This is a genomic window from Nocardioides panacisoli, from assembly GCF_019448235.1.
Lineage (GTDB): Bacteria > Actinomycetota > Actinomycetes > Propionibacteriales > Nocardioidaceae > Nocardioides > Nocardioides panacisoli_A.
The window spans coordinates 3,449,663-3,474,323 of sequence record NZ_CP080409.1 but is presented as its reverse complement, the minus strand read 5'-3'; the positions used below and the strand labels follow the sequence as shown (position 1 = coordinate 3,474,323).

Sequence of the window (24,661 nt, the reverse complement as noted above, 5' to 3'; positions counted from 1 at the left end):
TGCGCACATCGGTCCCGACGATTTCGGCCTAGGGTGGGGTCCATGGTGGCCAGACGGGAGACGCACCAGGGAGCCGGCGCGGCCGCCGGTCCCCCGGTGTTCGCTGCGGCAGTCGCCGAGATGCGTGCCGCGACCCTGCGGCCGGAGGTCTTCTGCGAGCAGATGCCGGCGCCGCAGCGCATTGCGCCGTACGCCAGCGCGCTGTCGGCCGACGTGACCGTCGACGGCGACGAGGTCGCGACCGGCCGCATCGTGCTGCTGCACGACCCGAGCGGCCCCGACGCGTGGTCCGGCGACTTCCGCTGCGTGGCCTACTGCCGCGCCGAGATCGACCACGACCTGGCCGCCGACCCGATGCTGTCCGACGTGGGCTGGAGCTGGCTGATGGAGGCACTCACCGCCCACGGCGCGTCGTACACCGCCGCCTCGGGCACGGTGACCCGGGTGACGACGGAGACCTTCGGGTCGATGGCCGAGGACGAGGGGTCGGCGCAGCTGGAGATCCGCGCCTCGTGGACCCCGACCGATCCCCCGGCGCTCGGCGCCCACGTCGAGGCGTGGGGCGAGCTGCTGTGCACCGCGGGCGGCCTCCAGCCCGTGCCCGACGGCGTCGCCGTCATGCCCTCCCAGCGTGGCCAACGGGACACCGATGGGTGAGGAGACCACCGACCCGCCCCTGCTGACACTGCGCGACGGCCTGCCGCCGGTGATCGACACCGAGGCGGCACTGGCGGAGTACTGCGCGCTGCTGGCGGCCGGGACCGGCCCGGTGGCGATCGACGCGGAGCGGGCCTCGGGCTACCGCTACTCCAACCGGGCCTACCTGATCCAGGTACGCCGCGACGGCGCCGGCACCGCCCTGATCGACCCGATCCCGTTCGCCTCCATGGCCCCGCTGCAGGAGGCGATCGGCGAGGCCGAGTGGATCCTGCACGCCGCGACCCAGGACCTCCCCTGCCTCGCCGAGGTCGGGCTCTTTCCCCACGCCCTGTTCGACACCGAGCTGGCCGGCCGGCTGCTGGACTACCCGCGCGTGGGCCTCGCGACCCTGGTCGAGACGCTGCTGGGCCGCCGGCTGAAGAAGGAGCACTCGGCGGTCGACTGGTCGACGCGACCGCTGCCCGAGCCGTGGCTGGAGTACGCCGCACTCGACGTGGAGGTGCTCGTCGAGCTGCGTGCGGTGCTGGTCGAGCAGCTCGCCGAGGCCGGCAAGAGCGACTGGGCGCGCCAGGAGTTCGACCACCTGCGCGGCTTCACGCCCCCGGAACGGTCCGAGGGGTGGCGGCGTACGTCGGGCATGCACAAGGTGCGCGGCCGGCGCGCGTTGGCCGCGGTGCGCGAGCTGTGGGTGGCCCGCGACGAGATCGCCCAGGAGCAGGACGTCACGCCGGGCCGGCTGATCCCGGACTCGGCGATCAGCGCCGTGGCGACCGCGATGCCGACGAGCCGCCGCACGCTGCTGGACACCAAGGGGTTCCACGGCCGCGGCGCGCGACGGTACGCCGCCACGTGGGTGGCCGCCCTGCAGCGGGCGAGCGAGATGACCGACGAGGAACTGCCGACCCGCGCGCCCCGGGGCGACGGCCCGCCGGCACCGCGGGCGTGGGCGGACAAGGACCCGGTGGCGGCGCGGCGCCTGGAGCTGGCGCGTGCGGCGGTGAAGAAGCTCTCCGAGGAGCACCAGGTGCCGCCGGAGAACCTGCTGACGCCGGACCACCTCCGCCGCGTGATGTGGGCGCCGCCGCGCACCCGCGAGCCGGTGTCGCTGCTGGAGGAGGTCATCGACCGCCTGGGCCAGCTGGGATCGCGGGGCTGGCAGGTCGGGCTGACCGGCCAGGCGCTGGCGCACGCGGTCCTGCAGGCCGACGCGGAGGCAGCGGCGCGTGCCACCACCGCCGAGACGGCTCAGGAGCCGGAGTCCTCCGAGGAGCCGTCCTCGTCCGACTCGTCCTCGGAGCCCTCCGACTCCTCCTCGGACGGCTCGTAGTCCGGGTCCAGGATCGGGCGTGAGGTCTCGTCGAGGTCGCTGAGCAGGTCCTCGATCTGCTGGCGGTCCAGCACCGGCGAGTTCACCAGCGCGTCCAGCGGCTCGGCGGCGGCGTCGTCGAGCTCGGTCCACGACTCGATGAGCGGCAGCAGCGCGATGTTGCGCTGGTTGAGGGTGAAGACCGATGACCGGGGCGGCTGGCGGTTGGGCTGCAGGAAGGCGTCGGAGAACGCGACCTGGAGGTGGGAGGGCGCGAGCGAACCGGTCCTGACCACTTGGGCGACCGACTCGGAGTCGATCAGGTGGACCAGGAAGTCGGCCGCGTGCTCGGTCTCCTCGGTGGTGCCGTCGGCGATGCACAGCCCGTGCAGCTTGCCCACGGTGGCGGCGCTGCCCAGGCGGGGCATCGGCAGCACGTCGAAGCGCAGTCCCTCGACGTCGCGGAACTCCGGCACCAGGTCGCGGTAGCCGGCCATCATGCCGAGCCGGCCGGCGGCGAACCACTCCTCCGGCGTACGCCGCTCGAGTTGGCGGTCGGTCAGCGTGAGCGTGGAGTCGCGCAGCAGGTCCAGCGTCTGGGTGACGGCCTCGACGGAACCCTCCTCGCCGAGTGCGAGGGAGGTGGGGTCCTCGTTGCTGTCGAAGAGGGAGCCGCCGCCGGAGAGGATGAACGGGGCGAGGCCCTCCAGCGTGGGGTCGATGTGGAAGCCGCGGGAGCGCACGCGGGGGCGGGTGCCGGACTCGGCGGCAGCCCGGAAGGCGTCCAGGGTCCACTGGCCGTCGGTGGGGCGCGGCACCGGCAGGCCGCGGTCTTCGAGGCGCTGGAAGTCGACCAGGGCGGTGTTGACGTACATCACCATCGGCGAGCTGGTGTAGGGCATGCACTGCAGCGCGTCGTTGGTCGTGAAGGCGTTCAGCGCCGTGCGGGAGTAGTCGTCGCCCGTGCTGACGCCGCGGGCGGCGACGAGGTCCAGCAGCGGCTGGTTGCGTCGGTTGGCGACGGTGGACGCGAGGTCCTCGCGCGGCAGCAGGAACACGTCGGGGTCGGCGGACCCGGCGTCGATGTCGGCCAGCATCGCCGCGGCGTCGGGCCAGCGGCGTACCTCCGCCTCCCGGTCGTCGACGGTCTGGTTGTACTGCTCCACCACGTCGCGGTACGCCGCCACCTCGGCGTCGCTGCCCCACACGCCGAGGACGAGCTCGTCGTCGGCCTCCGGCGTGCTGGCGGTCGGGGCCGGTTCCGGGTCGGGCACGACGTTGCGTGGCCCGGAGATCGCGAAGGTCACGCCCGCGACGACGATGGCCACCACTGCGGCCAGCGCCAGCGTCGGTCGACCGACCGTAGTCCCGTTCTCCATGGCCGGGCCAGCCTACCGAGCACGCCATGGCCGTACGTCGGCGCCACGGTGCGTCGTGGTGGTGAGGTGGAGCACGCCGGACCGGGAGCGCCTCACGGCGCGTGGCCGCTCGTAGCGGCTGATGTTGGGACCCGGGGCTGCCGCGGCCCGGCGTGCTCGGGCACCACTGTAGGACGCGGATCAACCCGGCGCAGGGATCGGGAGCGATCCCCGGCCGACCGGGGATCGCCCACCTTGTCGGGCACTGCAACGCCGGACAAGGTGGGTGAACGCAGGACAACCCCCACGATCCGAGGCCGCCCGCGGTTCAGGCGAGGCGCCCCTCGAGCTCCAGGTGGCCGGCGGCCTCGAGCTGCTCGGCGAGGGCGAGCATGCGGCGTACCGACTCCTCGCTGGTGTCGGCCTGGGCGGCACGGCCGGTGGCGACGACGCGGCCGAACGCCGCGGCGCGGAAGAGTACGTCGGCGAAGTCGCCGTCGGCGATGCCGCGCAGCACCGCGTCGATCATGCGACGGAGCCCGTCCGGGTCGGGCGGATCGGGTACGCCGGCCACCACGCGGGCGACCTCGGCACTGTCACGACCGGCCTCGAACTGGTGGGCCACGCCCTGCGGGTCGGCGTGCACCCAGGAGCGGAGCAGGTAGAGCCGCCACAGGCAGCCGGCCAGCGAGTCGGCGGCGGCGTGGGCCCACACCTCGGCGATCGCCTCGATGCCCTCCTCGTCGGCCAGGTGCACCAGCCGCTCGGCGACCGCGGCGTCCTCGCTCTCCCGCGCTCCCCGCACCAGCAGCTGCGCGGCACGGTCGGCGGCCTCGCTGAGCAGCGCGGGGTCGTCCATCCCCGCGAAGGCGTCGAAGAACTCACCGCTGCGCGGCGCGGGACGGTGGTGGCTCCGAGTCACCCGACCAGCCTACGGCCGCACCGCGCCTCAGGCGTCGTCCAGCGCGCGGCGCAGGCGCACGTCGCTGACCTTCTCCGCCGTCCCGAGCTCGGGCGCCCACAGCGAGACGCGGTACTCCTCCAGCAGCCACCGGACCCGCCGCAGGCCGATACCGGGCGGCCTGCCGTCTGGCAGCGCGGCGACGCGGTGGAGGTAGGCCTCCTGCACCGGCTGCAGCTGGTCGAGCAGCTCCTGGTCGCGGCGTACGGCGCCGCCGCCCTGGTCGAGCTTGGCGCGGCGCTTCTCGATCGCGGCGAGGTGGGTCGGGACGCGCCGCAGCCGCGCCAGCCCCGCCTCGCCGATGAAGCCGTCGTGGACGAGCCGCCCGAGCTGGGCCTGCATGTCCGACAGGGCCGGCAGCAGCGCCATCTCGGCCCGCCCGGAGAGCAGCTTGTCGGTCTCGCGCCACCGCTCCAGGACGCGCAGCACCTCCGCGAGCACGACCTGCAGCTCGTCGGCGGCGGTGGCGGCGAGCGCATCACGCAGGGCGGCGTACTGCGCCTCGGTGCGGACCGGCGGCCGCGCGTCGACCGCGTCGAGGACGACGGCGCGTCGGCAGTCGGTGAGCAGCGCGGCGACCGAGGGGTACGGCGTCCCGGCCAGCGCCAGCTTCGCCGCCGGTGCGAGCGCGCCCACGATCGCGTCGTCGCTGCCCGCGCCGAACCCCGTCGTCGACGCGAGGTCCAGCAGCAACAGCCGAGCCACGCCGAGGCGGTGGCGGGCGTCGCGCTCGTCGGCGGATCCGAAGACCTCCAGCCCGACGGTGGCGCCCTCGTCGACCAGGCCGGGGTGGGCGGCGACCTCGTGCCCGGCGCGGGTCCAGGTGGCCTCGTCGTCGATCTCGCCGAAGGCCCACGTGGTCTCGCCGGTGCGGGCGACGCCGCTGTCACTGGCGACCTCGGCCATGGCCTGGGCGAACTCGCCCCGCAGCGGCGCCTTGAGCGCGTCGAGATCCTTGCCGCGGGCCTGCTCCTCGCCGCGCTCGTCGACGACGCGGTAGGTGGGACGCAGGTGCGCCGGCAGCGCGGCGACGTCCCACTCCTCACGCGGCACCACGACGCCGGTCGTGGCGCGCAGGTAGCGCTCGAGCGCGGTGAGCAGCGGCTCCTCCCCCGGCGGCGTCGCCGCGAGGAACTCCCGCGAGGTGTTGGGGGCGGGCACGAAGTTGACCCGCAGCTGCTTGGGCAGTCCCCGCAGCAGCTGGGTGACGAGCTCCTCGCGCAGTCCGGGCACGTGCCAGGAGAAGTCCTCGTCGCCGATGCGGTTGAGGGTGCCGACGGGGACGTCGACGGTGACGCCGTCCTCGGCCGCCCCGGGCTCGAAGTGGTAGCGAAGGTCGAAAGTGAGGCCCTCGCTGACCCACTGGTCGGGATAGTCGGCGTCGGCGACCTCCTCGGCCGTGTCGTGGGTGAGCATCGCCGGGTCGAAGGTCAGCAGGTCGGGCCGCTCGCGGCGTACCTGCTTCCACCACTGGTCGAAGTGCGCACCGCTGACGACCTCGGCGCCGATGCGGGCATCGTAGAAGTCGAACAGGGTGTGCTCGTCGACGACGAGGTCGCGCCGCCGGGCACGGTGCTCGAGCTCCTCGGCCTCGGCGAGCAGGCGCCGGTTGTCGTGGAAGAACTGGTGCCGGGTGCGCCACTCGCCGTAGACGAGCGCGTGGCGGATGAAGAGCTCACGCGACAGCTCCCGGTCGATGCGGCCGTAGGTGACCATCCGGTCGGTGACCAGTGGTACGCCGTACAGCGTCACCCGCTCGCGGGCGGTGACCGAGGCGCGCTTCTGGGACCAGGCCGGCTCGGAGTAGGTGCGCTTGACCAGGTGGGCGCCGAGCCGTTCGGCCCACTCGGGGCGGATCTCGGCGTTCTGCCGGGCCCACAGCCGGCTGGTCTCGACCAGCTCGGCGGCCATCACGAACGGCGGGTTCTGCCGGGCGAGGCCGCTGCCGGGGAAGAGGGCGAACTTCGCACCGCGGGCACCGAGGTACTCCCGCGGCCCGGGCCGCTTGCGCCCCTTCGCCCGAGCGCCCGGCGGCGGCTTCTCCCGCTCCTCACGCATCCCGACGTGGGACAACAGCCCGGCGAGCAGCGCCTGATGGATGCCGTCCGCATCCACCGCCGTGCCGCTCGAGCCGTCCTTGTCGAGACCGGTCGGGGGCCCGAGCCGGATCCCCATCTCCTTGCAGACCTGCCGCAGCTGCGCCTCGAGCTCCTGCCACTCGCGCACGCGCAGGTAGTTCAGGTGCTCGGCACGACACATCCGCCGGAAGGCACTGCCGGAGCGCTCGCGCTGCTGCTCGCGCAGGTGGCGCCACAGGTTGAGCAGGGTCAGGAAGTCCGAGCCGTCGGCCTTGAACCGGGCGTGGAGCTGGTCGGCCTGCGCCCGCTGCTCCTCGGGCCGCTCGCGGGGGTCCTGCAGCGAGAGCGCGGCGACGATGACCACGACCTCGCGCACGCAGCCGAGCCGCTCGGCCTCGACGAGCATCCGGCCCAGTCGCGGGTCGACCGGCAGTCGTGCGAGCCGCTTGCCGACCTTGGACAGCCGGCGGGCCCCGCCACCATCTCGGCCCGAGCGCAGCGCGCCCAGCTCCTCGAGCAGCTGGTCGCCGGCCTTGACGTTGCGCCGGTCCGGGGGCTCGACGAACGGGAACCGCTCCATCGAGCCGAGCCCGAGGTTGGCCATCTGCAGCATCACCGAGGCGAGGTTGGTGCGCAGGATCTCGGGGTCGGTGAACTCGGGCCGCCCCGCGAAGTCCTCCTCGGAGTAGAGCCGGATCGCGATGCCGGCGGCGACGCGTCCGCACCGGCCCGAACGCTGGTTGGCGCTGGCCTGGCTGATCGGCTCGATCGGCAGGCGCTGCACCTTGGTGCGCGCGGAGTAGCGGGAGATGCGGGCGACGCCGGTGTCGACGACGTACCGGATGCCAGGGACGGTCAGCGAGGTCTCGGCGACGTTGGTGGCGAGCACGACGCGGCGCCGGCCGCCCGGGGACGGCTTGAAGACGCGGTGCTGCTCGGTGGCGGAGAGCCGGCTGAAGAGCGGGAGTACGTCGATGCCGCCCCGGTCGATGCCCTCGAGGCCCTCCAACGCCTCGGCGGTGTCACGGATCTCCCGCTCGCCGGGCAGGAAGACCAGGACGTCCCCGGGGCCCTCGGCGGCGAGCTCCTTGACCGCGTCGCCGATCGCCTCGGTCTGGTCGCGGACGTAGGTCTCGCCCTCCCCGTCGACGCCGTCCACACCGCCTCCGCCGTCGATGCCGTCGGCGTACTCCACGAGCGGTCGGTAGCGGACCTCGACGGGGTAGGTGCGGCCGGAGACCTCGATGATCGGGGCCGGCGTGCCGTCCGCCGCCGCGAAGTGCTCGGCGAACCGCTCGGGGTCGATGGTGGCCGAGGTGATGACGAGCTTGAGGTCGGGCCGCCGGGGCAGCAGCTGGCGCAGGTAGCCCAGCAGGAAGTCGATGTTGAGGCTGCGCTCGTGGGCCTCGTCGATGATGATCGTGTCGTACTTCGCCAGCGACCGGTCGTGCTGCAGCTCGGCCAGCAGGATGCCGTCGGTCATCAGCTTGATGCGGCTGCGCGGGGAGGTCTTGTCGGTGAAGCGGACCTGGTAGCCGACGGCGTCGCCCAGGTCGGTGCCGAGCTCGCTGGCGATGCGTTCGGCGACCGAGCGGGCGGCAATGCGACGCGGCTGGGTGTGGCCGATGCGGCGGCCCTCGAGACCGCGCTCGAGCTCGAGGCAGATCTTGGGCAGCTGCGTGGTCTTGCCCGACCCGGTCTCCCCCGCGACGATCACCACCTGGTGATCGCGGATCGCCGCCGCGATGTCCTCGCGGCGGTCACTGACGGGCAGCTCGGGCGGATAGGTGATCTTCACGGCGCGCCCATTGTCGGGGGCCGACGTGGCGAGGCGGAAATCGTTTGTGCCGTCGGCGTGGGCAGTGCGGCGATATGCCCTAGGTTGGCGGGATCCACCGAGTGAGACGACGAGCCGACCGGGAGGCCAGCATGACCGCCGAGGAAGTGATCCGCGCCGGGGCGCGCAGCGCCCACAACTACAACCCGCTGCCGGTGGTGCTCGGCCACGGCGACGGGGCGTGGGTCACCGACATCGACGGCACGCGTCACCTCGACATGCTCGCGGGCTACTCCGCGCTCAACTTCGGGCACGGCCACCCGGCGCTGGTCGCGGCCGCCCAGTCCCAGCTCTCGGCCCTCACGCTGACCAGCCGCGCCTTCATCCACGACCGCTTCGCCGACTTCTGCGCCTCGCTGGGCGACCTGTGCGGCAAGGAGCAGGTGCTGCCGATGAACACCGGTGCCGAGGCGGTCGAGACCGCGATCAAGGTCAGCCGCAAGTGGGGCTACGAGGTCAAGGGCATCCCCGCGGACTCCGCCGAGATCGTCGTCGCCCGCGGCAACTTCCACGGCCGCACCACCACCATCGTCGGCTTCTCCGACGACGACGGCGCCCGGGAGGGTTTCGGCCCGTTCTCCCCCGGCTTCACCGCCGTGCCGTACGGCGACCTGGCGGCCCTGGAGGCCGCGATCACCCCGCGCACGGCGGCGGTGCTGATCGAGCCGATCCAGGGCGAGGGCGGCGTGATCATCCCGCCCGAGGGCTACCTGCGCGGCGTACGCGAGGCGTGCACGCGGGAGAACGTGCTCTTCGTGGCCGACGAGATCCAGTCGGGCCTGGGCCGCACCGGACGCACCTTCGCCTGCGAGCACGAGGACGTCGTGCCGGACCTCTACGTGCTCGGCAAGGCGCTGGGTGGCGGCATCGTGCCGGTCTCGGCGGTGGTGGGCAACGAGGACGTGCTCGGCGTGATCAAGCCCGGGCAGCACGGCTCCACCTTCGGCGGCAACCCGCTCGCCTGCGCGGTCGCGACCGAGGTGGTGCGCCTCCTCGCCACCGGCGAGTTCCAGCAGCGTGCCCGTGAGCTCGGCGCGGTGCTCGACCAGCAGCTGACGTCGCTGGTGGGCGACGGCGTACTGGCCCACCGCACGCGCGGCCTGTGGGCCGGCGTCGACATCGACCCCTCGATCGGGTCGGGGCGCGAGATCTGCGAGAGCCTGCTCGACCACCGCGTGCTGGCCAAGGACACCCACGGGTCGACGATCCGGCTCGCGCCGCCGATCGTCATCTCCGAGGAGGACCTGGTCTGGGGCCTGGACCAGCTGGGGGCCGTCCTCAGGCGGTGACCTCGACCAGCGCCGGCAGCGCGGCGGCGATGGTCTGCACCAGTTGCTCGCGGCTGAGGCCGGCGCGGTTCTCGCACCAGGCGAGCACGATCTCCTCGGCCAGCCGCTGCCAGCCGCGGACCATGAGCCGGTTGGCCGGGGAGTCGGACATCATCGCCGGGCCGGCGGTGGTGAAGAACCGGTCGCCGAGCAGCTCGAAGGTCTCGTCGTAGATCTCGCGCAGCACCTCGCTGCCGCCGGCCGCCGCGCGCACCAGCGAGCGGTAGCCGGCCTGGTTGGCGATCACGTAGTCCACGTAGGCGGTGAGCGAGGCGAGCAGCTGCTCGAGCGGCTCCCCCTTCTCCGGCGGTGCCGTCTGCCGCACGAGGTCGGCGGCGGCGTACCGCACGACCGCCTCGTGGAAGCCCTGCTTGCCGCCGAAGTAGTGGTAGAGCAGCCCGCGCGAGACGCCGCCGGTCTCGGCGAGGACGTCGATGGTCAGCTCGTCCAGCGAGCGGGTCGCGAGGAGGTCGACGCCGAGGGCGAGCAGCTGCTCGCGGCGTTCGCCCGGGGCGAGGCGGGTACGGGTGCCGGTCGTCACACGGACAGTCTATTGACAGATGTTCAATAACGCCAATAGCGTCACCGCCATGACCCAGCACACCCAGATCGACCACGTGATCGTCGGCGCCGGATTCGCCGGCCTGTGCGCCGCGATCAAGCTCGACGAGGACGGCGAGCGCGACTTCGTCGTCCTGGAGAAGGGCGAGGACGTGGGCGGCACGTGGCGCGACAACACCTACCCCGGTGCCGCCTGCGACGTGCCGAGCCAGCTCTACTCCTTCTCCTTCGCCCCCAACCGGGAGTGGTCGCGCTCGTTCTCCGCGCAGCCGGAGATCCAGGACTACCTGCAGCGCGTGGCGCGTGACTCCGGGACGCTGGACCGCTTCCGCTTCGACACCGCGATGCGCGACGCGACCTGGGACGACGCGAGCCAGCGCTGGATCGTCACCACCGACGACACGACGTACGCCGCCCGGACGCTGATCAGCGGCACCGGCGCGCTCTCCGAGCCGCGGCTGCCCGACATCGACGGCATCGACTCCTTCGCCGGCGAGGTCTTCCACTCCGCACGCTGGGACCACGACTCCGACCTGCGCGGCAAGCGCATCGCCGTCATCGGCACCGGCGCCTCGGCGATCCAGATCGTGCCCGAGCTGCAGCGGGTGGCCGGCGAGCTGCACGTCTACCAGCGCACGGCGCCGTGGGTGATCCCCCGCCACGACCGCACCTACTCCGGGCTGGAGCGGTTCGCGCTGCGGCGCGTGCCGGGGCTGCAGCAGCTCTACCGCACCGCGATCTACTGGGGCCGTGAGACCTACGTGCCGGTCTTCACCCGCTGGCCGCGGCTGGCGGCGCCGGTCGAGCAGGTGGCGAAGGCCAACATCCGCAAGGGCATCTCCGATCCCGAGCTGCAGCGGAAGGTGACGCCGGACTTCCAGCTCGGCTGCAAGCGAGTGCTGATCTCCAACGCCTACTACCCCGCACTCGACGCCGACAACACCGAGCTGGTGACCGACCCGATCAGCAAGGTCACCCCGACCGGCATCGTGACCGCGGACGGCACCGAGCGCGAGATCGACGTGCTCGTCGTCGCGACCGGCTTCCACACCACCGACATGCCGATCGCCGAGCACATCACCGGGCGCTCGGGACGGACGCTCGCCGCGGTGTGGGCCGAGCACGGCCAGTCGGCGTACAAGGGCACGACCGTGTCGGGCTTCCCCAACCTGTTCTTCATCGTCGGCCCCAACACAGGGCTGGGCCACTCGAGCATGGTGTTCATGATCGAGTCGCAGGTGACCTACATCCGCAAGGCGCTGCGCGCGATGCGGCGCAACGACTTCGCCGAGCTCGACGTGCGGGCCGACGCCGAGCGGGCGTGGAGCGAGGAGATGCAGCGGCGGATGGAGCCGACCGTGTGGCACACCGGTGGCTGCTCGAGCTGGTACCTCGACGAGCACGGCAACAACACCACGCTGTGGCCGCGGACGACGTTCGCCTTCCGGGGCGAGCTCGCCAGCTTCGACATCGACAAGTACGACGTGGCCGCGCCCGCGACCACGCACGAGCCGGCCACCCTGGCCGGCAGCTCCGCAGGAGGACAGCGATGAAGACCCTTGCCGACCAGGTCGTGGTGATCACCGGCGCCGGCTCGGGCATCGGCCGCGCACTGGCGCTGGACTGCGCGCGACGCGGCTCGCTGCTGGCGCTGTCCGACGTCGATGTCGAGGGCCTGGCCGAGACGGTGCGCCTGGCCGAGGCCGCCGGTGCAGTGAAGGTGCACAGCGCGCCGTTGGACGTGGCCGACCGGGCGGCGTTCGAGGCCTACGCCACGCAGGTGGCGGCCGAGTTCGGCCGGGTCAACGTCGTGATCAACAACGCCGGTGTCGCCCTGTCGGGCGACTTCACCGACCTGGACTGGGCCGACATGGACTGGATCATGGGCATCAACTTCTGGGGCGTGACGCACGGCACGAAGTTCTTCCTGCCGCACCTGATCGAGTCCGGCGACGGCCACCTGGTCAACATCTCCTCCCTCTTCGGCCTGGTCTCGATGCCCGGGCAGTCGATGTACAACGCCGCCAAGTACGCCGTCCGCGGCATGAGCGAGGCGATCCGCCAGGAGATGCTCATCAACAAGCACCCCGTCGGCGTGACCGTGGTGCACCCCGGCGGCATCAAGACCGCCATCGCCCGCTCGGCACGGGTCTCGGCCCGCGAGGACGCCGGCGCGACCGCCGAGTTCTTCGACAAGAAGCTCGCCAAGACCACGCCGGAGAAGGCCGCCGAGGTCATCATCGCCGGCGTGCTCAAGGACCGCGCGCGAGTGCTCGTCGGTGCCGACGCCCACGTGGTGCACAACTTCGGCAAGTGGACCGGCTCGCGCTACCAGGACCTCATCTCGCTCGGCGCCAAGCGGATGCTGCCGCCGAAGAAGGGCGCCTGACCCGCGGCGTACGACTCGGCTCGCGCGGCGGGTGCCCCGCGGGTGGCACCGGTGGAGGCGTCGTACGCCCGGGTGTGGCGGCGTCGTACGCCGGGGGTTGTCCTGCGTTCGCCCACCTTGTCGGGCACTGCAGTGCCGGACAAGGTAGGCGATTCCCGGCCGACCGGGGATCGCTCCCACCCCCAGCGCGAGGCCCGCTACTCCCCCGGCCGGGAGTGCCAGCGCTTGGCGGAGCGGCGACGACGGACGCGGGTGACGCCGACGAGGCGGGGGCCGGCGAGGCGGGTCTCGACCTTGCGGGCCTCGCGCTTGACCGGCTGGGCGATGGTCTCGCCGAGGATGACACCGGCGGCGATCGCGATGGCGACCGAGACGGCGGTGAAGAGGGCGAGCAGCCCGGCGCCGACGCGTTGGCCGCCCTCGTCGCCGAGCAGGAAGAGGCCCTGGTAGATCGAGAGGCCGGGCAGCAGCGGGACGACGGCCGAGACGACCGTGACCAGCGGCGGGACCTTGAACCGGCCCGACACCGAGTAGCCCAGCAGACCCACGGCGAACGCCGCCAGCGCGACCGACCACGGGCGGCCGAAGCCGGAGGCCTGCAGCGTCTGGGCGATCGCGGCGGAGGCGGCCCCGAGGCCGGCGACCGGCGCGAGGATGCGCTTGGGGGCGTAGGAGGACCAGGCGAAGGTCGCCGCGGCCACGGCCGCACCCAGCGAGAGGGTCAGCAGGCTGACGAGGCTGAAGTTGGGGATGTTGATCGCGGGCAGCCCGAAGCCGATCATCTTGGCCAGGCTGAGGCCGCCGGTGACGCCGGCGATGATGCCGGCGGTGGCGATCAGGGCCTCGAGCAGGCGCGCGTTGCCCGTGACGTAGAAGCCCGACAGGGCGTCCTGGATGGCACCGACGAAGCCGATGCCCGCGAGCATCAGGATGATCGACGCGGCCACCACGAGGGAGGCGTTCATGGTGAACCAGTTGCCCAGCACCTGGGTCGCCACGGCGGCCAGCACGGTCGCGAAGGCGCCGCCGGCGACCTGCTGGTAGAAGTACGGCACCCGGCGCCGCATCATCGTGTACTGCAGCCGGTCGATGCCGCACGCCGCCGCGAACGCGACGAGCATCACCACCGGACCCCCGCCGAGCATGACGGTGACCGCACTGGCCAGGGCGCCGTACCCCAGCGTCACCGACCACCGCGGCCGCGAGTGCCCCGAGGACACGATCCGCGCGAGCTGGCGGCGGGCGTCGGTCAGCTCGACCTTGGCCGAGACCACGTCGCGCACCAGCCGGTCGACCTTGGTGAGGTCCTCGTAGTCGATCTCGCGGTGGGTGACCTGTCGCATCTGCACGACCTGGCCGCCCTCGTCGTCGATGTCGGCGACGTTCATCGCCAGGGAGGTGAAGGTGAGGTCGATCTGCGCGCGGGGTACGCCGACCGCGGACGCGACCGCTCCCATGGTCGCGTGGACGTCGGCCGCGCCGGCGCCGTTGGACAGGAGCACTTCACCGACGCGGAGGCAGAAATCCAGTCGTTGAGCGATCTCACGGGCCTCCATCACGGCGCGATCTTTTCATGCGCAGTGGGGGATACCGACATCTGGATCAGGGTGGCGGTGGTAACACGTCGGTGGCCTCGAATTGGCCGTCGCCGGTGACCATCAGCAGGTCCACGATGATGGAGCGCAGCAGCGCCAGGATGGCGTGCGCGGCGAGCTCGTCGGCCCGCTCCACGTCGCCGGTCTGCTCCCCCACCGCCAGCAGCACGTCGCGGGCGGCGCGGGGCTGCCGGTTGGCGGCGAGCTCGGCGGCCACGTCGTCGACGGCGGTGGCCAGGTCCAGCGCCAGCTGCGCGTAGGAGGCCGGCACGGTGCGGCCGTGGTAGGTCGCCACGGCGACCTGGCGCACCAGCACGCGGGTGTTGCGCAGCGCCCGGTCCAGCGGTTGCACGAGCTCGGCCATGCGGCGTACGGGCTCGCGGTGACGCACCCGGAACGGCGAGGACGACACCACCGAGATGCCCTCGTCGGCGGCGGCCTGGAGCTCGCGGATCATCCGGTCGGTGGAGCGGGCGTCGGCGAGCAGGTCCAGGGCGGGCTGCGGTTCGCCGAAGGTGAGGACGCCGCCGGTGGCCCGCAGCAGCTCGGAGATCTTGGCCGCCACTGCCGCCGCCTGCTCCCGGGGACGCCGCAGCGGCGCGGACGGGACGACGGTCGCGGCCACGAGGGCCACCCCGACCCCGATGAGGCCGTCGGTCCAGCGCACGAACGCCTCACCGGGTGCCGGCACGAGCGTGGCGACCACGATGGACTGCACCGCGGCCTGAGTCACGAAGACCACGCCCGCATCCATCAGCAGGGCCGCGGAGAGGGCGAGCGCGACGATGAGCCCCAGCTGCCACGCCCCCGACCCGAGCAGCACCACGAGCAGGTCGGCGATGAACACGCCCACGGCCACGCCGACCCCGACCTCGACGACCCGCCGCAGCCGCTGGCCGTAGGAGGTGCCCAACGACACCACGGCGGCGATGGGGGCGAAGAACGGCGTCTCGTGGTCGAGCAGGTCCGCGGCGATCCACCACGCGAGCGCCGCGGCGATCGCGCACTGCCCGATCACCCACCACTTGGAGCGCCACCGCGCGATCCGCGCGCGCATCGAGAGGCGACCGCGTCGCCACATCCCGTCGAAGTCTGCGTCCACACCTGTCCTGCTGTCGTTCCGCCGTCGTCGTACGCCGTGCCGCATTCTGCCGCACCACGGCGACGCGCCGGTCCACGGAACCAGTTGTGCCGGTCGTCACATCAAGGCAGGATCACTGCCCCTGACGAAAGGTGTCCCGTTGGCCGCGATCGACCCGAGTTCCGCCGCGTTCCTCCTCGCCGAGAACCGCAGCATGCCGATGCACGTCGGGGCGCTGCAGCTCTACGAGAAGCCCGAGGGCGCGGGGCCGGACTTCGTCCGCGGGATGGTCGAGCAGATGCGCGACGTACCGGAGATCGCGCCGCTGTTCCGCAAGCACCCGTTCCGGTCGCCGCGCACCGGCGGGGCGCTGGTGTGGCGCGACGACACCCAGTTCGACATCGAGCACCACATGCGGCACGCCGCACTGCCGGCGCCGGGGCGGATCCGGGAGCTGCTGGAGCTGTGCGGCCGGCTGCACCAGACGCGGCTGGACTGGTCGCGGCCGCTGTGGGAGGCGACGATCATCGAGGGCCTCGAGGACGGCCGGGTCGCGATGTACGCCAAGATGCACCACGGCCTGGTCGACGGCATCTCCGCGATGCGGCTGCTGCAGAAGACGCTGAGCACCGACCCGGACCAGCGCGACATGCCGGCGCCGTGGTCGGCGGAGTTCGCACGGTCCCGCCGCGGTGGCAAGGCCGTCGAGGCACCGGACCGAGGCCTGTCGGAGCTGCCGGGCGAAGTGGTGCGCTCGGCGCTGGGCATCACCGCGGAGGCGGCGGGCATGCCGTCGGCGCTGGTGCGGACGCTGACGCGCGGCGTACGCAACCAGACCTCGACGCTGTCGCTGCACGCACCGCGGACGATGTTCAACCAGGAGATCACCGGGGCGCGGCGGTTCGCCGCCGACGACTGGCCCATCGAGCGGCTCAAGGCGATCGGGAAGGCGACCGGGACCAGCCTGAACGACGTGGTGCTGGCGATGTGTGCCGGCGCGATCCGGGAGTACCTCATCGAGCACGACGCGCTGCCCGAGGAGCCGCTGATCGCGATGGTGCCGATCGGGCTCAAGGCCCGCGACGTCGGGTCCGCCTCGGCCGAGGGCGGCAACGCGGTCGGGTCGGTCATGGCCCGGCTCGCCACGAACGTGGCCGACCCCGGGGAGCGGCTGGCCGCGATCCACGCCTCGATGGCCGACGGCAAGCAGGCGTTGGCGTCGATGACGCCGGCGCAGATCATCGCGATGAGCGCGATCGGGCAGGTGCCGGCGGTGCTGCCGCCGCTGCTGAAGATGCAGGGCATCGTCAAGGCGCCCTACAACCTGATCATCTCCAACGTGCCCGGCCCGCAGCAGCCGCACTACTGGAACGGCGCCAAGCTGGTCGGCAACTACCCGGCGTCGATCCCGATCAACGGCATGGCGCTCAACATCACCTGCACCTCCTATGACGGCATGCTCTGCTTCGGACTCACCGGCTGCCGCCGCACCGTCCCGCAGCTGCAGCGGCTGCTGACCCACCTCGAGGACGCCGTCGTGGGGCTGGAGGAAGCCGCCGGGGTGTGACGCCCCTCGCTGGGGCCCCGAGTGGCGGGGCGCCGGCACGGTCGGGCAGTCTCACCGCATGGCTGGTGCGAAGCGCTCCTTCACCCGCGAGGAGCTCGAGTCCTTCCGCGACGCGGTCGTCCCCGACCTGCTGCCGGCGGCCGGTGAGCCGCTGCGGCTGTTGTTCGTCGGCATCAACCCCGGTCTGTGGACCGCCGCCACCAGCACCCACTTCGCCCACCCGGGCAACCGCTTCTACCCCGCCCTGCTCGCCGGCGGCGTGATCGAGGCGCCCATCGACCCCGCCGCGGGCATGACCGACGCCGACCGCGACGTGCTGCGCTCGCGCGGCATCGGCATCACCAACATCGTCCACCGCGCCACCGCCCGCGCCTCCGAGCTCTCCCGCGAGGAGCTGCGCGCCGGCGGCGAGCAGCTCACCACCCTGGTCGCCGACCGCCGGCCCGCCGTCGTCGCGATCGCCGGGATCACGGCGTACCGCACCGCCTTCGGGCGCCCCAAGGCGGTCCCCGGCCGCCAGCCCGAACCCCTCGCCGCCGCCGACCTGTGGGTCGTCCCCAACCCCAGCGGCCTCAACGCCCACGAGACCGTCGACACCCTCGCCGCGGCGTACGCCGAGGTGGGGCGGGCCGCGGGGGTGGTGTGAGGGCGGGGAGCGATCCCCGGTCGGCCGGGGATCGCCTACCTTGTCCGGCACTGCACTGCCCGACAAGGTAGGCGAACGCAGGACAACCCTCGGCGCCTGTGGAGAGCCGCTCGCGCGTCCGGCGTACGCCGTCCACGGTGGCGGGATGGATGATCCACTCCCGCCCTACACCCCACCGATCCGCGACCAGATCGACCTGGAGGACCTCTGGCACGAGCTCATGGGTCGGCTCGGGTTCTCCTCCCCCAGCCTGTGGCTGCTGCTGATCGGGCCCGACGACCGCCCGGTGCCCTCGCTCACCGAGGTGGCCGACGCCCACGAGCTCCCCACCGCCGCGCAACGCAGCGGCCTCGTGCAGGTGCTGCGCGAGGGGGCGCGGGTGGTGCCGCCGGGCAGCCGGTTCGCGTTCCTGCGCACCCGCCCCGGTCGTGACCGCATCGGCATCGCCGACCGCCGTTGGGCGGCGATGCTCTACGCCGCGGCGCGGGAGGCCGAGGTGCCGTGCGAGACCGTGCACGCGGCCAACGACGTGCACCTGGTCCCGGTGCCGTGGGAGGACCTACCGGCCGAGCGGCCGGCGTGAGGGCGTCTCGCCCAGGTAGCGCCCCGGGCGGTGGTTGAGCGCGAGCACGAGGTTGAGCACGGCCGCCCCGAGCGCGGACCACAGCACCAGCGGCGCGGACACGATCGCCACGCTCGCCAGGATGACGGTGACGTCCATCGCCATCTGCACGTAGCCGGCCCGCAGGCCGAGCTTCTGCTGCGCCAGCAGCGCGGTGACGTTGAACCCGCCCAGGCTGGCGTGGTGGCGGAACAGCACCAGCATGCCCACGCCGATGATCAGGTTGCCGCCGACGACGGCGTACGGCGTCGCGATGCTGGCGATGTCGAACCACTGGGCATGCACCAGCGAGAACCCCGACACCGCCGCCACGGCCGCGAGCGTGCGCACCGTGAACCCGACGCCCAACTGGTGCAACGCGAGCGCGACGAAGGGCAGGTTGATGCCCAGGTAGAGGACGGCGAAGGACGCGTCGACGCCGTACGACGCCAGCAGCGACAGCCCCGCCGTGCCGCCGGTCACCGCGTTGACGCCGGCGAGCAGGTGCAGCCCCAGCGAGACCAGGAACGTACCGGTCAGGAACGCGAACAGGTCCTCCGCCCGCGTGTGCGGCGGCCCCATCGGCGCCAGCGGTGCGAGGTCGTCGTCGCGCTCCTCGATGCTGGGCCCCTGCTCGGTCACGCGCACATGGTGCCGCAGTGGTCGGTCGGTGCGGCAATCGCGGGCCGGGAGTGATCCCCGGTCGGCCGGGGATCACCTACCTTGTCCGGCACTGCACTGCCCGACAAGGTAGGTGAACGCAGGACAACCCTCGACGTACGACGTCTCAGGCGGCGGCCGTCATCAGGCCGCGGATCCGGCGGGCCAGTCGCTCGGGGTCCCGCAGGTCGCGCCAGGTGACGCGGATGCAGCGCCAGCCGGTGATCTCGCGGACCCGGTCCTCGCGTTGCTTCTCCCGCACGATGAAGTCCTCCAGCGACTCCCCCGGACGACGGAAGCGCCGGTACTTCTCCCGGCCGTCGAACTCGGCGAAGACCCCGAGCTCGGGCCAGGCGAAATCGACCCGCGCGACGAGCACTCCGTCCGCGTCGTGGATCTCCACCTGCGGGACGGGCGCGGGCAGGTGGTGGCGCCAGCAGAGATGGAAGAGCCTCGTCTCGCCCACCGACTCCCGCAGCGGGGAGGCCAGCCGCAGCACGATCGGCGTATGGAGCGTGCACGGCCACTCGGCCATGGCGTCGTAGCGCTGCTGCAGCGCGGTCAGGGTCGTGAGCCCGCGGCGCAGGAAGTCGTCGACGACGCACAACGCGGCCTCGACGTCGCTGACGGTGCTCACCTCGAGCGCAGTGCGGGTGGCCGACATGACCGCACGCTGGTCGACCTCGACCACGTCGCCGTCCTCGAGCCGGCCGCGGTGCTGCTCGACGCCGGCCTCCTTGCGCCCGGTGCGGGCGTCGCGGCGCGTCAGGTGAGCGTGGCGCAGGTCCAGTCCCCACAGTGGTCCGCCGTGCAGCGCGACCGCCGAGACGTGGGACGCCACCACCGGCGTACGCGACTGCCGCATCGCGGCGAGGACGTGGAGCCGGTACCGCTCGTCCCGGGCGGCGGTGCGCCAGGTCTCGCCATCGACGTAGGCGCCGCGGCGCACCCGGCACCACGCGCCGTCGCGCACATGGCGGTCGATGGCCTTGTCGCTGTAGCCGATCGCCAGCGCCTCCCGACGCAGGAAGACGCCGTGGCGGAGGCAGAGGTCCTCGAGTCGTGGGTCCATGGCGGGACCCTGCCTCCTGGGCGCCCTTCCTCGCAGCGCGGACGGCTGAGCCTGTGGACAGGAGCGTGAACCGGGTGCGTTCTCGTGTCGCTGCCGCTCGGATCGGCGTACGCCGCGGCGCAGGTTGTCCGGCGTTCACTCACCTTGTCGGGCACTGCAGTGCCCGACAAGGTGGGCGATCCCCGGCCGGCCGGGGATCGCTCCCGCCCCGCTCAGCCCTGGCCGAACTCCGGCGTCTCCTTGGCGAGGAAGGCACGGACGCCCTCGGCGAAGTCGGGGCCCTCGTAGACCTCGCGGAGGAGGGCCTCCTCGTCGTCGGGAGCGGTCTCGATGACGCGGGCGCGGGTGAGGAGCTGCTCCTTGGTGACGCGCAGGGTGACCTTGGAGGCCTGGGTGATGCCGGCGACGAGGGAGTCGATCTCCTCCTGCAGGCCGTCGTCGTCCTCGACGGTGGTGACGAGGGCGCCGGCGGCGTGGGCGCGGGGTGCGGCGACCAGGCGGGAGGCGAGCAGCATCTCGCGGGTGAGGGACTCCCCGAAGACGGTGGCGCAGCGGTAGACGATCGGCGCGGAGAGGGCGTTGCCCAGGGTGCGCGCGATCGGGTAGCCGAAGCGGGAGGAGTCGGTGGCGACGCGCAGGTCGCAGTGGGTGGCGACGGCGAGGCCGCCGCCGACGCAGACGCCGTTGATGGCGGCGATGGTGACCTGCGGCAGCTCGAAGAGCTTGTTGAGCAGCTCGCGGATCCACTGCTCGTACTCGACGACGTCGCCGCTGAGGAAGTCGGAGATCTCGTTGCCGGCGGCGAACGCGGCCCCACCGGCGCCGCGGAGCACGAGCACGCCGACGGAGGTGTCGGTGGCGAGCTCGTCGCACAGGTCACGCAGCCGCTTGTACATGTCGGTGGTGAAGGCGTTGCGCCGCTCGGGCCGGTTGAACGTGACGGTGACGACGCCGTCGCCGCGTTCGATCAGCAGGTCGTCGTCGGTGCGGACGTCGGTCTCGTCGGAGGCCCGGGGGCCGTCGGTGTCTGCGGTGTCGTAGCTCACGCTCACCGAGGGTACGTCGCACCCCTACGGGTCTGTCGACCCGCCCGGTCGCGCAGCGCGTACGCCGCCACGAGGCCACCGACGAGGCCGAACAGGTGGCCCTCCCACGACACGCCGGGCTGACCGGGCAGGACACCGACGAGCACGCTGCCGTAGAGGAAGAGCACGAGGATGCCCAGGAAGATCTCGTTGGCGCGCCGGTTGAGGAAGCCGCGCAGCGCGAGGTGGGAGATCCAGCCGAACACCAGCCCCGACGCGCCGAGGTGGACGGTGCCGGGGTCGCCGACGAGCCACACGCCGAGCCCGGCGACGACCCAGATGATGGCGGTGGCGGCGAGGCCGCGGCGTACGCCGGTGATGAGGGTGAGGAAGCCGAGGATCACCACGGGGATGGTGTTGGCCCACAGGTGGGTCCAGCCGCCGTGCAGCAGGGGCGCGAAGAGGATGCCGAGGAGGCCCTCGTCGGTGCGGGGGCGGACGCCGTACTCGTCCAGCGCGTTGCCGAGGAAGACGTCGACGATCTCGGAGAACCACAGCAGCGCGGCGAAGCCGAGGACGAGCAGCGTGGTCTGCTGCCATTCGTCCATCCTGCTGCGCGGTCGCCGGGCCATGGCTCCCAGTCTGGCAAACCGGCCACAACTCCGCGGGGGCTCCTCGGCTCAGTCGCACTGGTCTGCGACCGAGCCTGCGGTGCCTCGGCTCCTCGGCTCAGTCGTACCCGAGGACCTCGCGGCGCTTCTCGCCCCACGCCAGCGCGGAGGCGATGCCCTCGTCGAGGCTCATCTCGGTGCGCCAGCCGAGCAGCCGGGCGGCCTTGTCCGCATTGGCGTAGGCACCGACGGCGTCGCCGGGGCGCGGCGGGGCCTCGGTGGTGGGGACGGGCTTGCCGACGACCCGTTCGACGGCGCCGAGCAGCTCGCGGACGGTGACGCCGTCGCCGGCGCCGAGGTTGATGTAGCTGCAGGTGGTCCCGTCGGCGGCGAGCACGTCGTCGAACCGTTCCACCGCGAGCACGTGCGCCCGCGCGAGGTCCCAGGCATGGATGTAGTCGCGGATGCCGGTGCCGTCACGGGTGGGGTGATCGGTGCCGGTGATGGTGAAGGAGTCGCGCTGACCGAGCGCGGTCTGCGCCATCAGCGGTACGACGTGGGTCGCGTCGCGCAGGTGGTAGCCGGTCTCGAGGTCGGGGTCGGTGCCGATGGGGTTGAAGTAGCGCAGGATGATCGCGCGCAGGTCGGTGGCGGCCGACATGTCCTCCAGGACCTGCTCCATCATCCGCTTGGTGCGCGCGTAGGGCGAGTTCGGCTCGAGCGCGTCGCCCTCGCGGACCTCGAACTCGGGCTGCAGCGCGTAGAGGGAGGCGGTGGAGGAGAACAGGATGCGCGGCTTGCCGAGCGCGACGAGCTCGTCGAAGAGCTCGAGGGACTTGGCGACGTTGTCGCGGTAGTACTCATACGGCAGCTCGACGGACTCCGGCACCACGATGCGGGCGGCCATGTGGACGGTGGCCTCGATGTCGGGGTGCTCGGCGAGGACGCGGCGTACGAGCTCGCGATCGGCGATGTCGCCCTCGTAGAAGATCCGGTCGCCGACGAAGCTCCGCGGTCCGCTGATGAGCGAGTCGAGGACGACCGGCGTGTGGCCGGCCTGCTCGAGTGCCTTGGCGGTGATGGAACCGAGGTAGCCGGCGCCGCCGGTGAGGAGAACCTTCATGGGCGCCACCCTAGCGAGCAGCGCGGGGAGCTCAGTGGATCTCGGTCTCGCAGCGGCCGTAGTCGTCGGAGAGGCGGACGATGTCGTCCTCGCCGGTGTAGGAGCCGTGCTGCACCTCGATGATGATCAGCGGCTCGTCGTGCATGTTGGTGATGCGGTGGGCCTGCCCGACGGCGACGTTGACCGAGTCGGCGATCTGGAGGACCTTCTCCTCATCGTCGATCACGCACGTGGCGACGCCGGCGACCACGGTCCAGTGCTCGGCGCGGTGCTCGTGGGTCTGGTAGGACAGCCGGCAGCCCGGCTCGACCACGATGCGCTTGACCTTGAAGCCGTCGCCCTCGTCGAGCACCTGCCAGGAGCCCCAGGGCCGAACTGCGCTGTCACCGATCATCGCGATCACTCTCTGCTCGGTCCGGCCCGCACGGCGGCGAACCCCTCACGTCGTGTCAGTCAACCACAGAAACATGTTCCAGGTTACGGCTGATCGGGGGCTGTCAGGGAGTGGTCGCCGAGTGTTCAGCGGCGGTACAACCCGGCCAGCGCGGGGCGGACGTCGGCGAGGTAGACGAGCGCGGCGATGGTGGCGGCGAGGTTGATGATCAGCAGGCCGCCGAGCAGGAACTGGGCGACGACGGCGATGCCGAGGATCGCGCACCAGGTGGTCTTGGTCAGCTTGCCGGCGGCCTCGTAGGACTCCGCGGAGTACATCAGGGCACTGCTGAAGGCGAAGATCTTGACGACCAGCAGGACGAAGAAGACGACCAGGTCGATGTAGCCCTCGACGGCGAGAATTTCCATGGTGCCTCGATCCTACCGGCGTACGACGACGTGCGGCCCCCGCGGGATCGCGGGGGCCGCACGTGTCAGCGAGCGAGAGGCCGTCAGGCCTTCTTGGCGGTGCTGCTCTGCTGCGTCGTGGTCTTCTTGGCGGTGCTCTTCTTCGCGGTCGACTTCTTCGCCGTGGTCTTCTTGGCGGTCGACTTCTTGGCCGGGGCCTTCTTGGCGGTGGACTGCTGCGCGGTCTTCTGCGCGGTGGTCTGCGTGCCGGCCTTGGCGCGCTCGGCCTCGACCTGCGCACCGCGGATGCGGCCGACGACGCCCTGGCCACGCTTGGCGAGGTCGGTGTAGAAGCCGTTGACGGTGGCGACGTTGGAGTCGACGCGGTTCTTCACGTCGGCCTGGACCTTCGCCGGGAGCTCCTTGGCGTCGCTCTGCAGGGCGGTGAAGCGCTGCTCGACCTCGGAGCGGCGGGCCTTGGCGGTGTCGACGGCCTTGGACTGCAGGCTCTTGGCCTCGAAGCCCTGGACGGCCTTCTGGACGCCGGTGACGCGCTCGGTGACGTCGTTGCGGAGCTCGGTCACGGTGGCGGTCACCTTGGTCTGGGCGTCGGTGACGGCCTCGCGGACCTTCTCCACGGCCAGGTCGGTGGCGCCGACGCCGGCGTAGACGGGCTTGGCGGCGTACTCGGGGAGCTCGATGTTGTTCACGAACTTCGGCATGCTGATCATCCTTCTTTCGCGGTGGGGGTTGTGGACGGGGCGTGGTCGGCTGAGTCAGCGGCGTCGTTGCCGTGCCCGCCGTCGCTCTCGGTCTCCTCGGCCTGGTAGTCGCCCTTGTCGCTCTCGGCGTGGGCGGCGTTGGAGGCGATGAACGAGGCGTAGACGTCGAGCAGGGACTGCTTCTGCCGCTCGGTGAGTCCGGTGTCGTTGAGGACGGCCAGCTCGACCGATCCCCCGACACCGTCGTCCGGGTCGAGGATCCCGGCCCGGACGTAGAGCTGCTCGGCCGAGATGCGCAGCGCCTTGGCGATCTGCTGCAGCACGTCGGCCGAGGGCTTGCGCAGTCCGCGCTCGATCTGACTCAGGTAGGGGTTGGACACGCCGGCCTGGTCGGCGAGCTGCCGCAGGGAGAGACTGGACGCGGTCCGCTGCTCCTTGAGGTAGTCGCCGAGCGACTCGACGGTCTTGCCAACCTTGCCCTTTGCCATGCCCCCAGTCTGCTAGCAATAGTTAGCACCTTGCAAGCAGAGCGCGGGTGAGTTGGCCCACAGGGCGGCGTACGCCATCGCACGCGCCCGTGGTCGCCGCGCTACGTCGCACGGCGTCGCGCGGCCGGGCAGGGGACGTCGTACGCCGTCGCGAAGCGGGGGTTGTCCGGCGTTCACCCACCTTGTCGGGCACTGCAGTGCCCGACAAGGTG

At 72.2% G+C, this 24,661-nt stretch carries 23 protein-coding genes; 8 read left to right on the top strand and 15 right to left on the bottom strand.

Features of this window, described 5'->3' with window-relative positions; all coding sequences use genetic code 11:
* The first annotated feature begins 42 nt into the window (after positions 1-42).
* Together KUV85_RS16965 and KUV85_RS16960 are read left to right on the top strand one after the other, a co-directional pair.
* Complete coding sequence (locus tag KUV85_RS16965; RefSeq protein WP_219961065.1) at positions 43-657, top strand: DUF3000 domain-containing protein; 615 nt, start codon at positions 43-45, stop codon at positions 655-657.
* On the top strand, positions 650-1,987 hold the full coding sequence (locus KUV85_RS16960) for a ribonuclease D (RefSeq protein ID WP_219961064.1): 1,338 nt from the start codon (positions 650-652) through the stop codon (positions 1,985-1,987). The genes KUV85_RS16965 and KUV85_RS16960 overlap by 8 nt, the downstream gene beginning before the upstream one ends.
* Here KUV85_RS16960 and KUV85_RS16955 read toward each other — a convergent pair.
* The 3 genes from KUV85_RS16955 to hrpA form a co-directional block, all read right to left on the bottom strand.
* Positions 1,906-3,345, bottom strand: a complete 1,440-nt coding sequence (locus KUV85_RS16955; RefSeq protein ID WP_219961063.1) for an extracellular solute-binding protein — start codon at positions 3,343-3,345, stop codon at positions 1,906-1,908. The two genes, KUV85_RS16960 and KUV85_RS16955, sit on opposite strands and share 82 nt — an antisense overlap.
* A 307-nt stretch (positions 3,346-3,652) precedes the next feature.
* Positions 3,653-4,246, bottom strand: a complete 594-nt coding sequence (locus tag KUV85_RS16950) for a hypothetical protein (RefSeq protein WP_219961062.1) — start codon at positions 4,244-4,246, stop codon at positions 3,653-3,655.
* Between the two features lie 27 nt (positions 4,247-4,273).
* The gene (gene hrpA, locus KUV85_RS16945) at positions 4,274-8,161 is read right to left on the bottom strand and encodes an ATP-dependent RNA helicase HrpA (protein ID WP_219961061.1); all 3,888 of its coding nucleotides are present in this window, start codon (positions 8,159-8,161) and stop codon (positions 4,274-4,276) included.
* A gap of 131 nt (positions 8,162-8,292) precedes the next feature.
* Between hrpA and rocD the strand changes: the two genes are divergently transcribed.
* The gene (rocD, locus tag KUV85_RS16940; RefSeq protein ID WP_219961060.1) at positions 8,293-9,489 is read left to right on the top strand and encodes an ornithine--oxo-acid transaminase; all 1,197 of its coding nucleotides are present in this window, start codon (positions 8,293-8,295) and stop codon (positions 9,487-9,489) included.
* Here the strand turns inward: rocD and KUV85_RS16935 are convergent.
* Entirely contained in the window at positions 9,479-10,069 is a 591-nt protein-coding gene (locus KUV85_RS16935) for a TetR/AcrR family transcriptional regulator (protein ID WP_219961059.1), read from the bottom strand. The two genes, rocD and KUV85_RS16935, sit on opposite strands and share 11 nt — an antisense overlap.
* Before the next feature lie 49 nt (positions 10,070-10,118).
* Here KUV85_RS16935 and KUV85_RS16930 point away from each other — a divergent pair, with 49 nt between their 5' ends.
* Together KUV85_RS16930 and KUV85_RS16925 are read left to right on the top strand one after the other, a co-directional pair.
* On the top strand, positions 10,119-11,642 hold the full coding sequence (locus tag KUV85_RS16930; RefSeq protein WP_219961058.1) for a flavin-containing monooxygenase: 1,524 nt from the start codon (positions 10,119-10,121) through the stop codon (positions 11,640-11,642).
* Complete coding sequence (locus KUV85_RS16925) at positions 11,639-12,478, top strand: SDR family NAD(P)-dependent oxidoreductase (protein ID WP_219961057.1); 840 nt, start codon at positions 11,639-11,641, stop codon at positions 12,476-12,478. The genes KUV85_RS16930 and KUV85_RS16925 overlap by 4 nt, the downstream gene beginning before the upstream one ends.
* A 197-nt stretch (positions 12,479-12,675) precedes the next feature.
* Here the strand turns inward: KUV85_RS16925 and KUV85_RS16920 are convergent, their stop codons facing one another.
* Together KUV85_RS16920 and KUV85_RS16915 are read right to left on the bottom strand one after the other, a co-directional pair.
* Entirely contained in the window at positions 12,676-14,034 is a 1,359-nt protein-coding gene (locus KUV85_RS16920; protein ID WP_237690312.1) for a threonine/serine ThrE exporter family protein, read from the bottom strand.
* A 46-nt stretch (positions 14,035-14,080) separates the two neighbouring features.
* Complete coding sequence (locus tag KUV85_RS16915; protein WP_219961055.1) at positions 14,081-15,175, bottom strand: FUSC family protein; 1,095 nt, start codon at positions 15,173-15,175, stop codon at positions 14,081-14,083.
* A gap of 139 nt (positions 15,176-15,314) precedes the next feature.
* On the opposite strand from KUV85_RS16915, the gene KUV85_RS16910 reads away from it, so the two are divergent.
* The 3 genes from KUV85_RS16910 (at position 15,315) to KUV85_RS16900 (ending at position 17,950) form a co-directional block, all read left to right on the top strand.
* Entirely contained in the window at positions 15,315-16,721 is a 1,407-nt protein-coding gene (locus tag KUV85_RS16910) for a WS/DGAT/MGAT family O-acyltransferase (protein WP_219961054.1), read from the top strand.
* A gap of 58 nt (positions 16,722-16,779) precedes the next feature.
* The gene (locus KUV85_RS16905) at positions 16,780-17,367 is read left to right on the top strand and encodes a mismatch-specific DNA-glycosylase (protein WP_219961053.1); all 588 of its coding nucleotides are present in this window, start codon (positions 16,780-16,782) and stop codon (positions 17,365-17,367) included.
* 145 nt (positions 17,368-17,512) lie between these two features.
* The gene (locus KUV85_RS16900) at positions 17,513-17,950 is read left to right on the top strand and encodes a hypothetical protein (protein ID WP_219961052.1); all 438 of its coding nucleotides are present in this window, start codon (positions 17,513-17,515) and stop codon (positions 17,948-17,950) included.
* Here the strand turns inward: KUV85_RS16900 and KUV85_RS16895 are convergent.
* The 9 genes from KUV85_RS16895 to KUV85_RS16855 form a co-directional block, all read right to left on the bottom strand.
* Entirely contained in the window at positions 17,927-18,610 is a 684-nt protein-coding gene (locus KUV85_RS16895; RefSeq protein ID WP_219961051.1) for a YitT family protein, read from the bottom strand. The two genes, KUV85_RS16900 and KUV85_RS16895, sit on opposite strands and share 24 nt — an antisense overlap.
* Positions 18,611-18,755: 145 nt before the next feature.
* On the bottom strand, positions 18,756-19,700 hold the full coding sequence (locus KUV85_RS16890; protein ID WP_219961050.1) for a type IV toxin-antitoxin system AbiEi family antitoxin domain-containing protein: 945 nt from the start codon (positions 19,698-19,700) through the stop codon (positions 18,756-18,758).
* Positions 19,701-19,912: 212 nt separating this feature from the next.
* Positions 19,913-20,746 (bottom strand): enoyl-CoA hydratase-related protein, encoded by an 834-nt coding sequence (locus KUV85_RS16885; RefSeq protein WP_219961049.1) that lies wholly within the window; start codon positions 20,744-20,746, stop codon positions 19,913-19,915.
* A gap of 2 nt (positions 20,747-20,748) precedes the next feature.
* Complete coding sequence (locus tag KUV85_RS16880; protein ID WP_219961048.1) at positions 20,749-21,357, bottom strand: rhomboid family intramembrane serine protease; 609 nt, start codon at positions 21,355-21,357, stop codon at positions 20,749-20,751.
* Between the two features lie 97 nt (positions 21,358-21,454).
* On the bottom strand, positions 21,455-22,459 hold the full coding sequence (gene galE / locus KUV85_RS16875; protein WP_219961047.1) for a UDP-glucose 4-epimerase GalE: 1,005 nt from the start codon (positions 22,457-22,459) through the stop codon (positions 21,455-21,457).
* A gap of 31 nt (positions 22,460-22,490) precedes the next feature.
* The gene (locus KUV85_RS16870) at positions 22,491-22,853 is read right to left on the bottom strand and encodes a phosphomannose isomerase type II C-terminal cupin domain (protein WP_219961046.1); all 363 of its coding nucleotides are present in this window, start codon (positions 22,851-22,853) and stop codon (positions 22,491-22,493) included.
* A gap of 125 nt (positions 22,854-22,978) precedes the next feature.
* Positions 22,979-23,260 carry a DUF2516 family protein gene (locus KUV85_RS16865; protein ID WP_219961045.1) on the bottom strand — a complete coding sequence of 94 codons (282 nt, stop codon included), beginning with the start codon at positions 23,258-23,260 and terminating at the stop codon, positions 22,979-22,981.
* Positions 23,261-23,343: 83 nt separating this feature from the next.
* The gene (locus KUV85_RS16860; protein ID WP_219961044.1) at positions 23,344-23,961 is read right to left on the bottom strand and encodes a hypothetical protein; all 618 of its coding nucleotides are present in this window, start codon (positions 23,959-23,961) and stop codon (positions 23,344-23,346) included.
* A gap of 5 nt (positions 23,962-23,966) precedes the next feature.
* Positions 23,967-24,449 carry a helix-turn-helix domain-containing protein gene (locus KUV85_RS16855; protein ID WP_219961043.1) on the bottom strand — a complete coding sequence of 161 codons (483 nt, stop codon included), beginning with the start codon at positions 24,447-24,449 and terminating at the stop codon, positions 23,967-23,969.
* Positions 24,450-24,661: the final 212 nt, after the last annotated feature.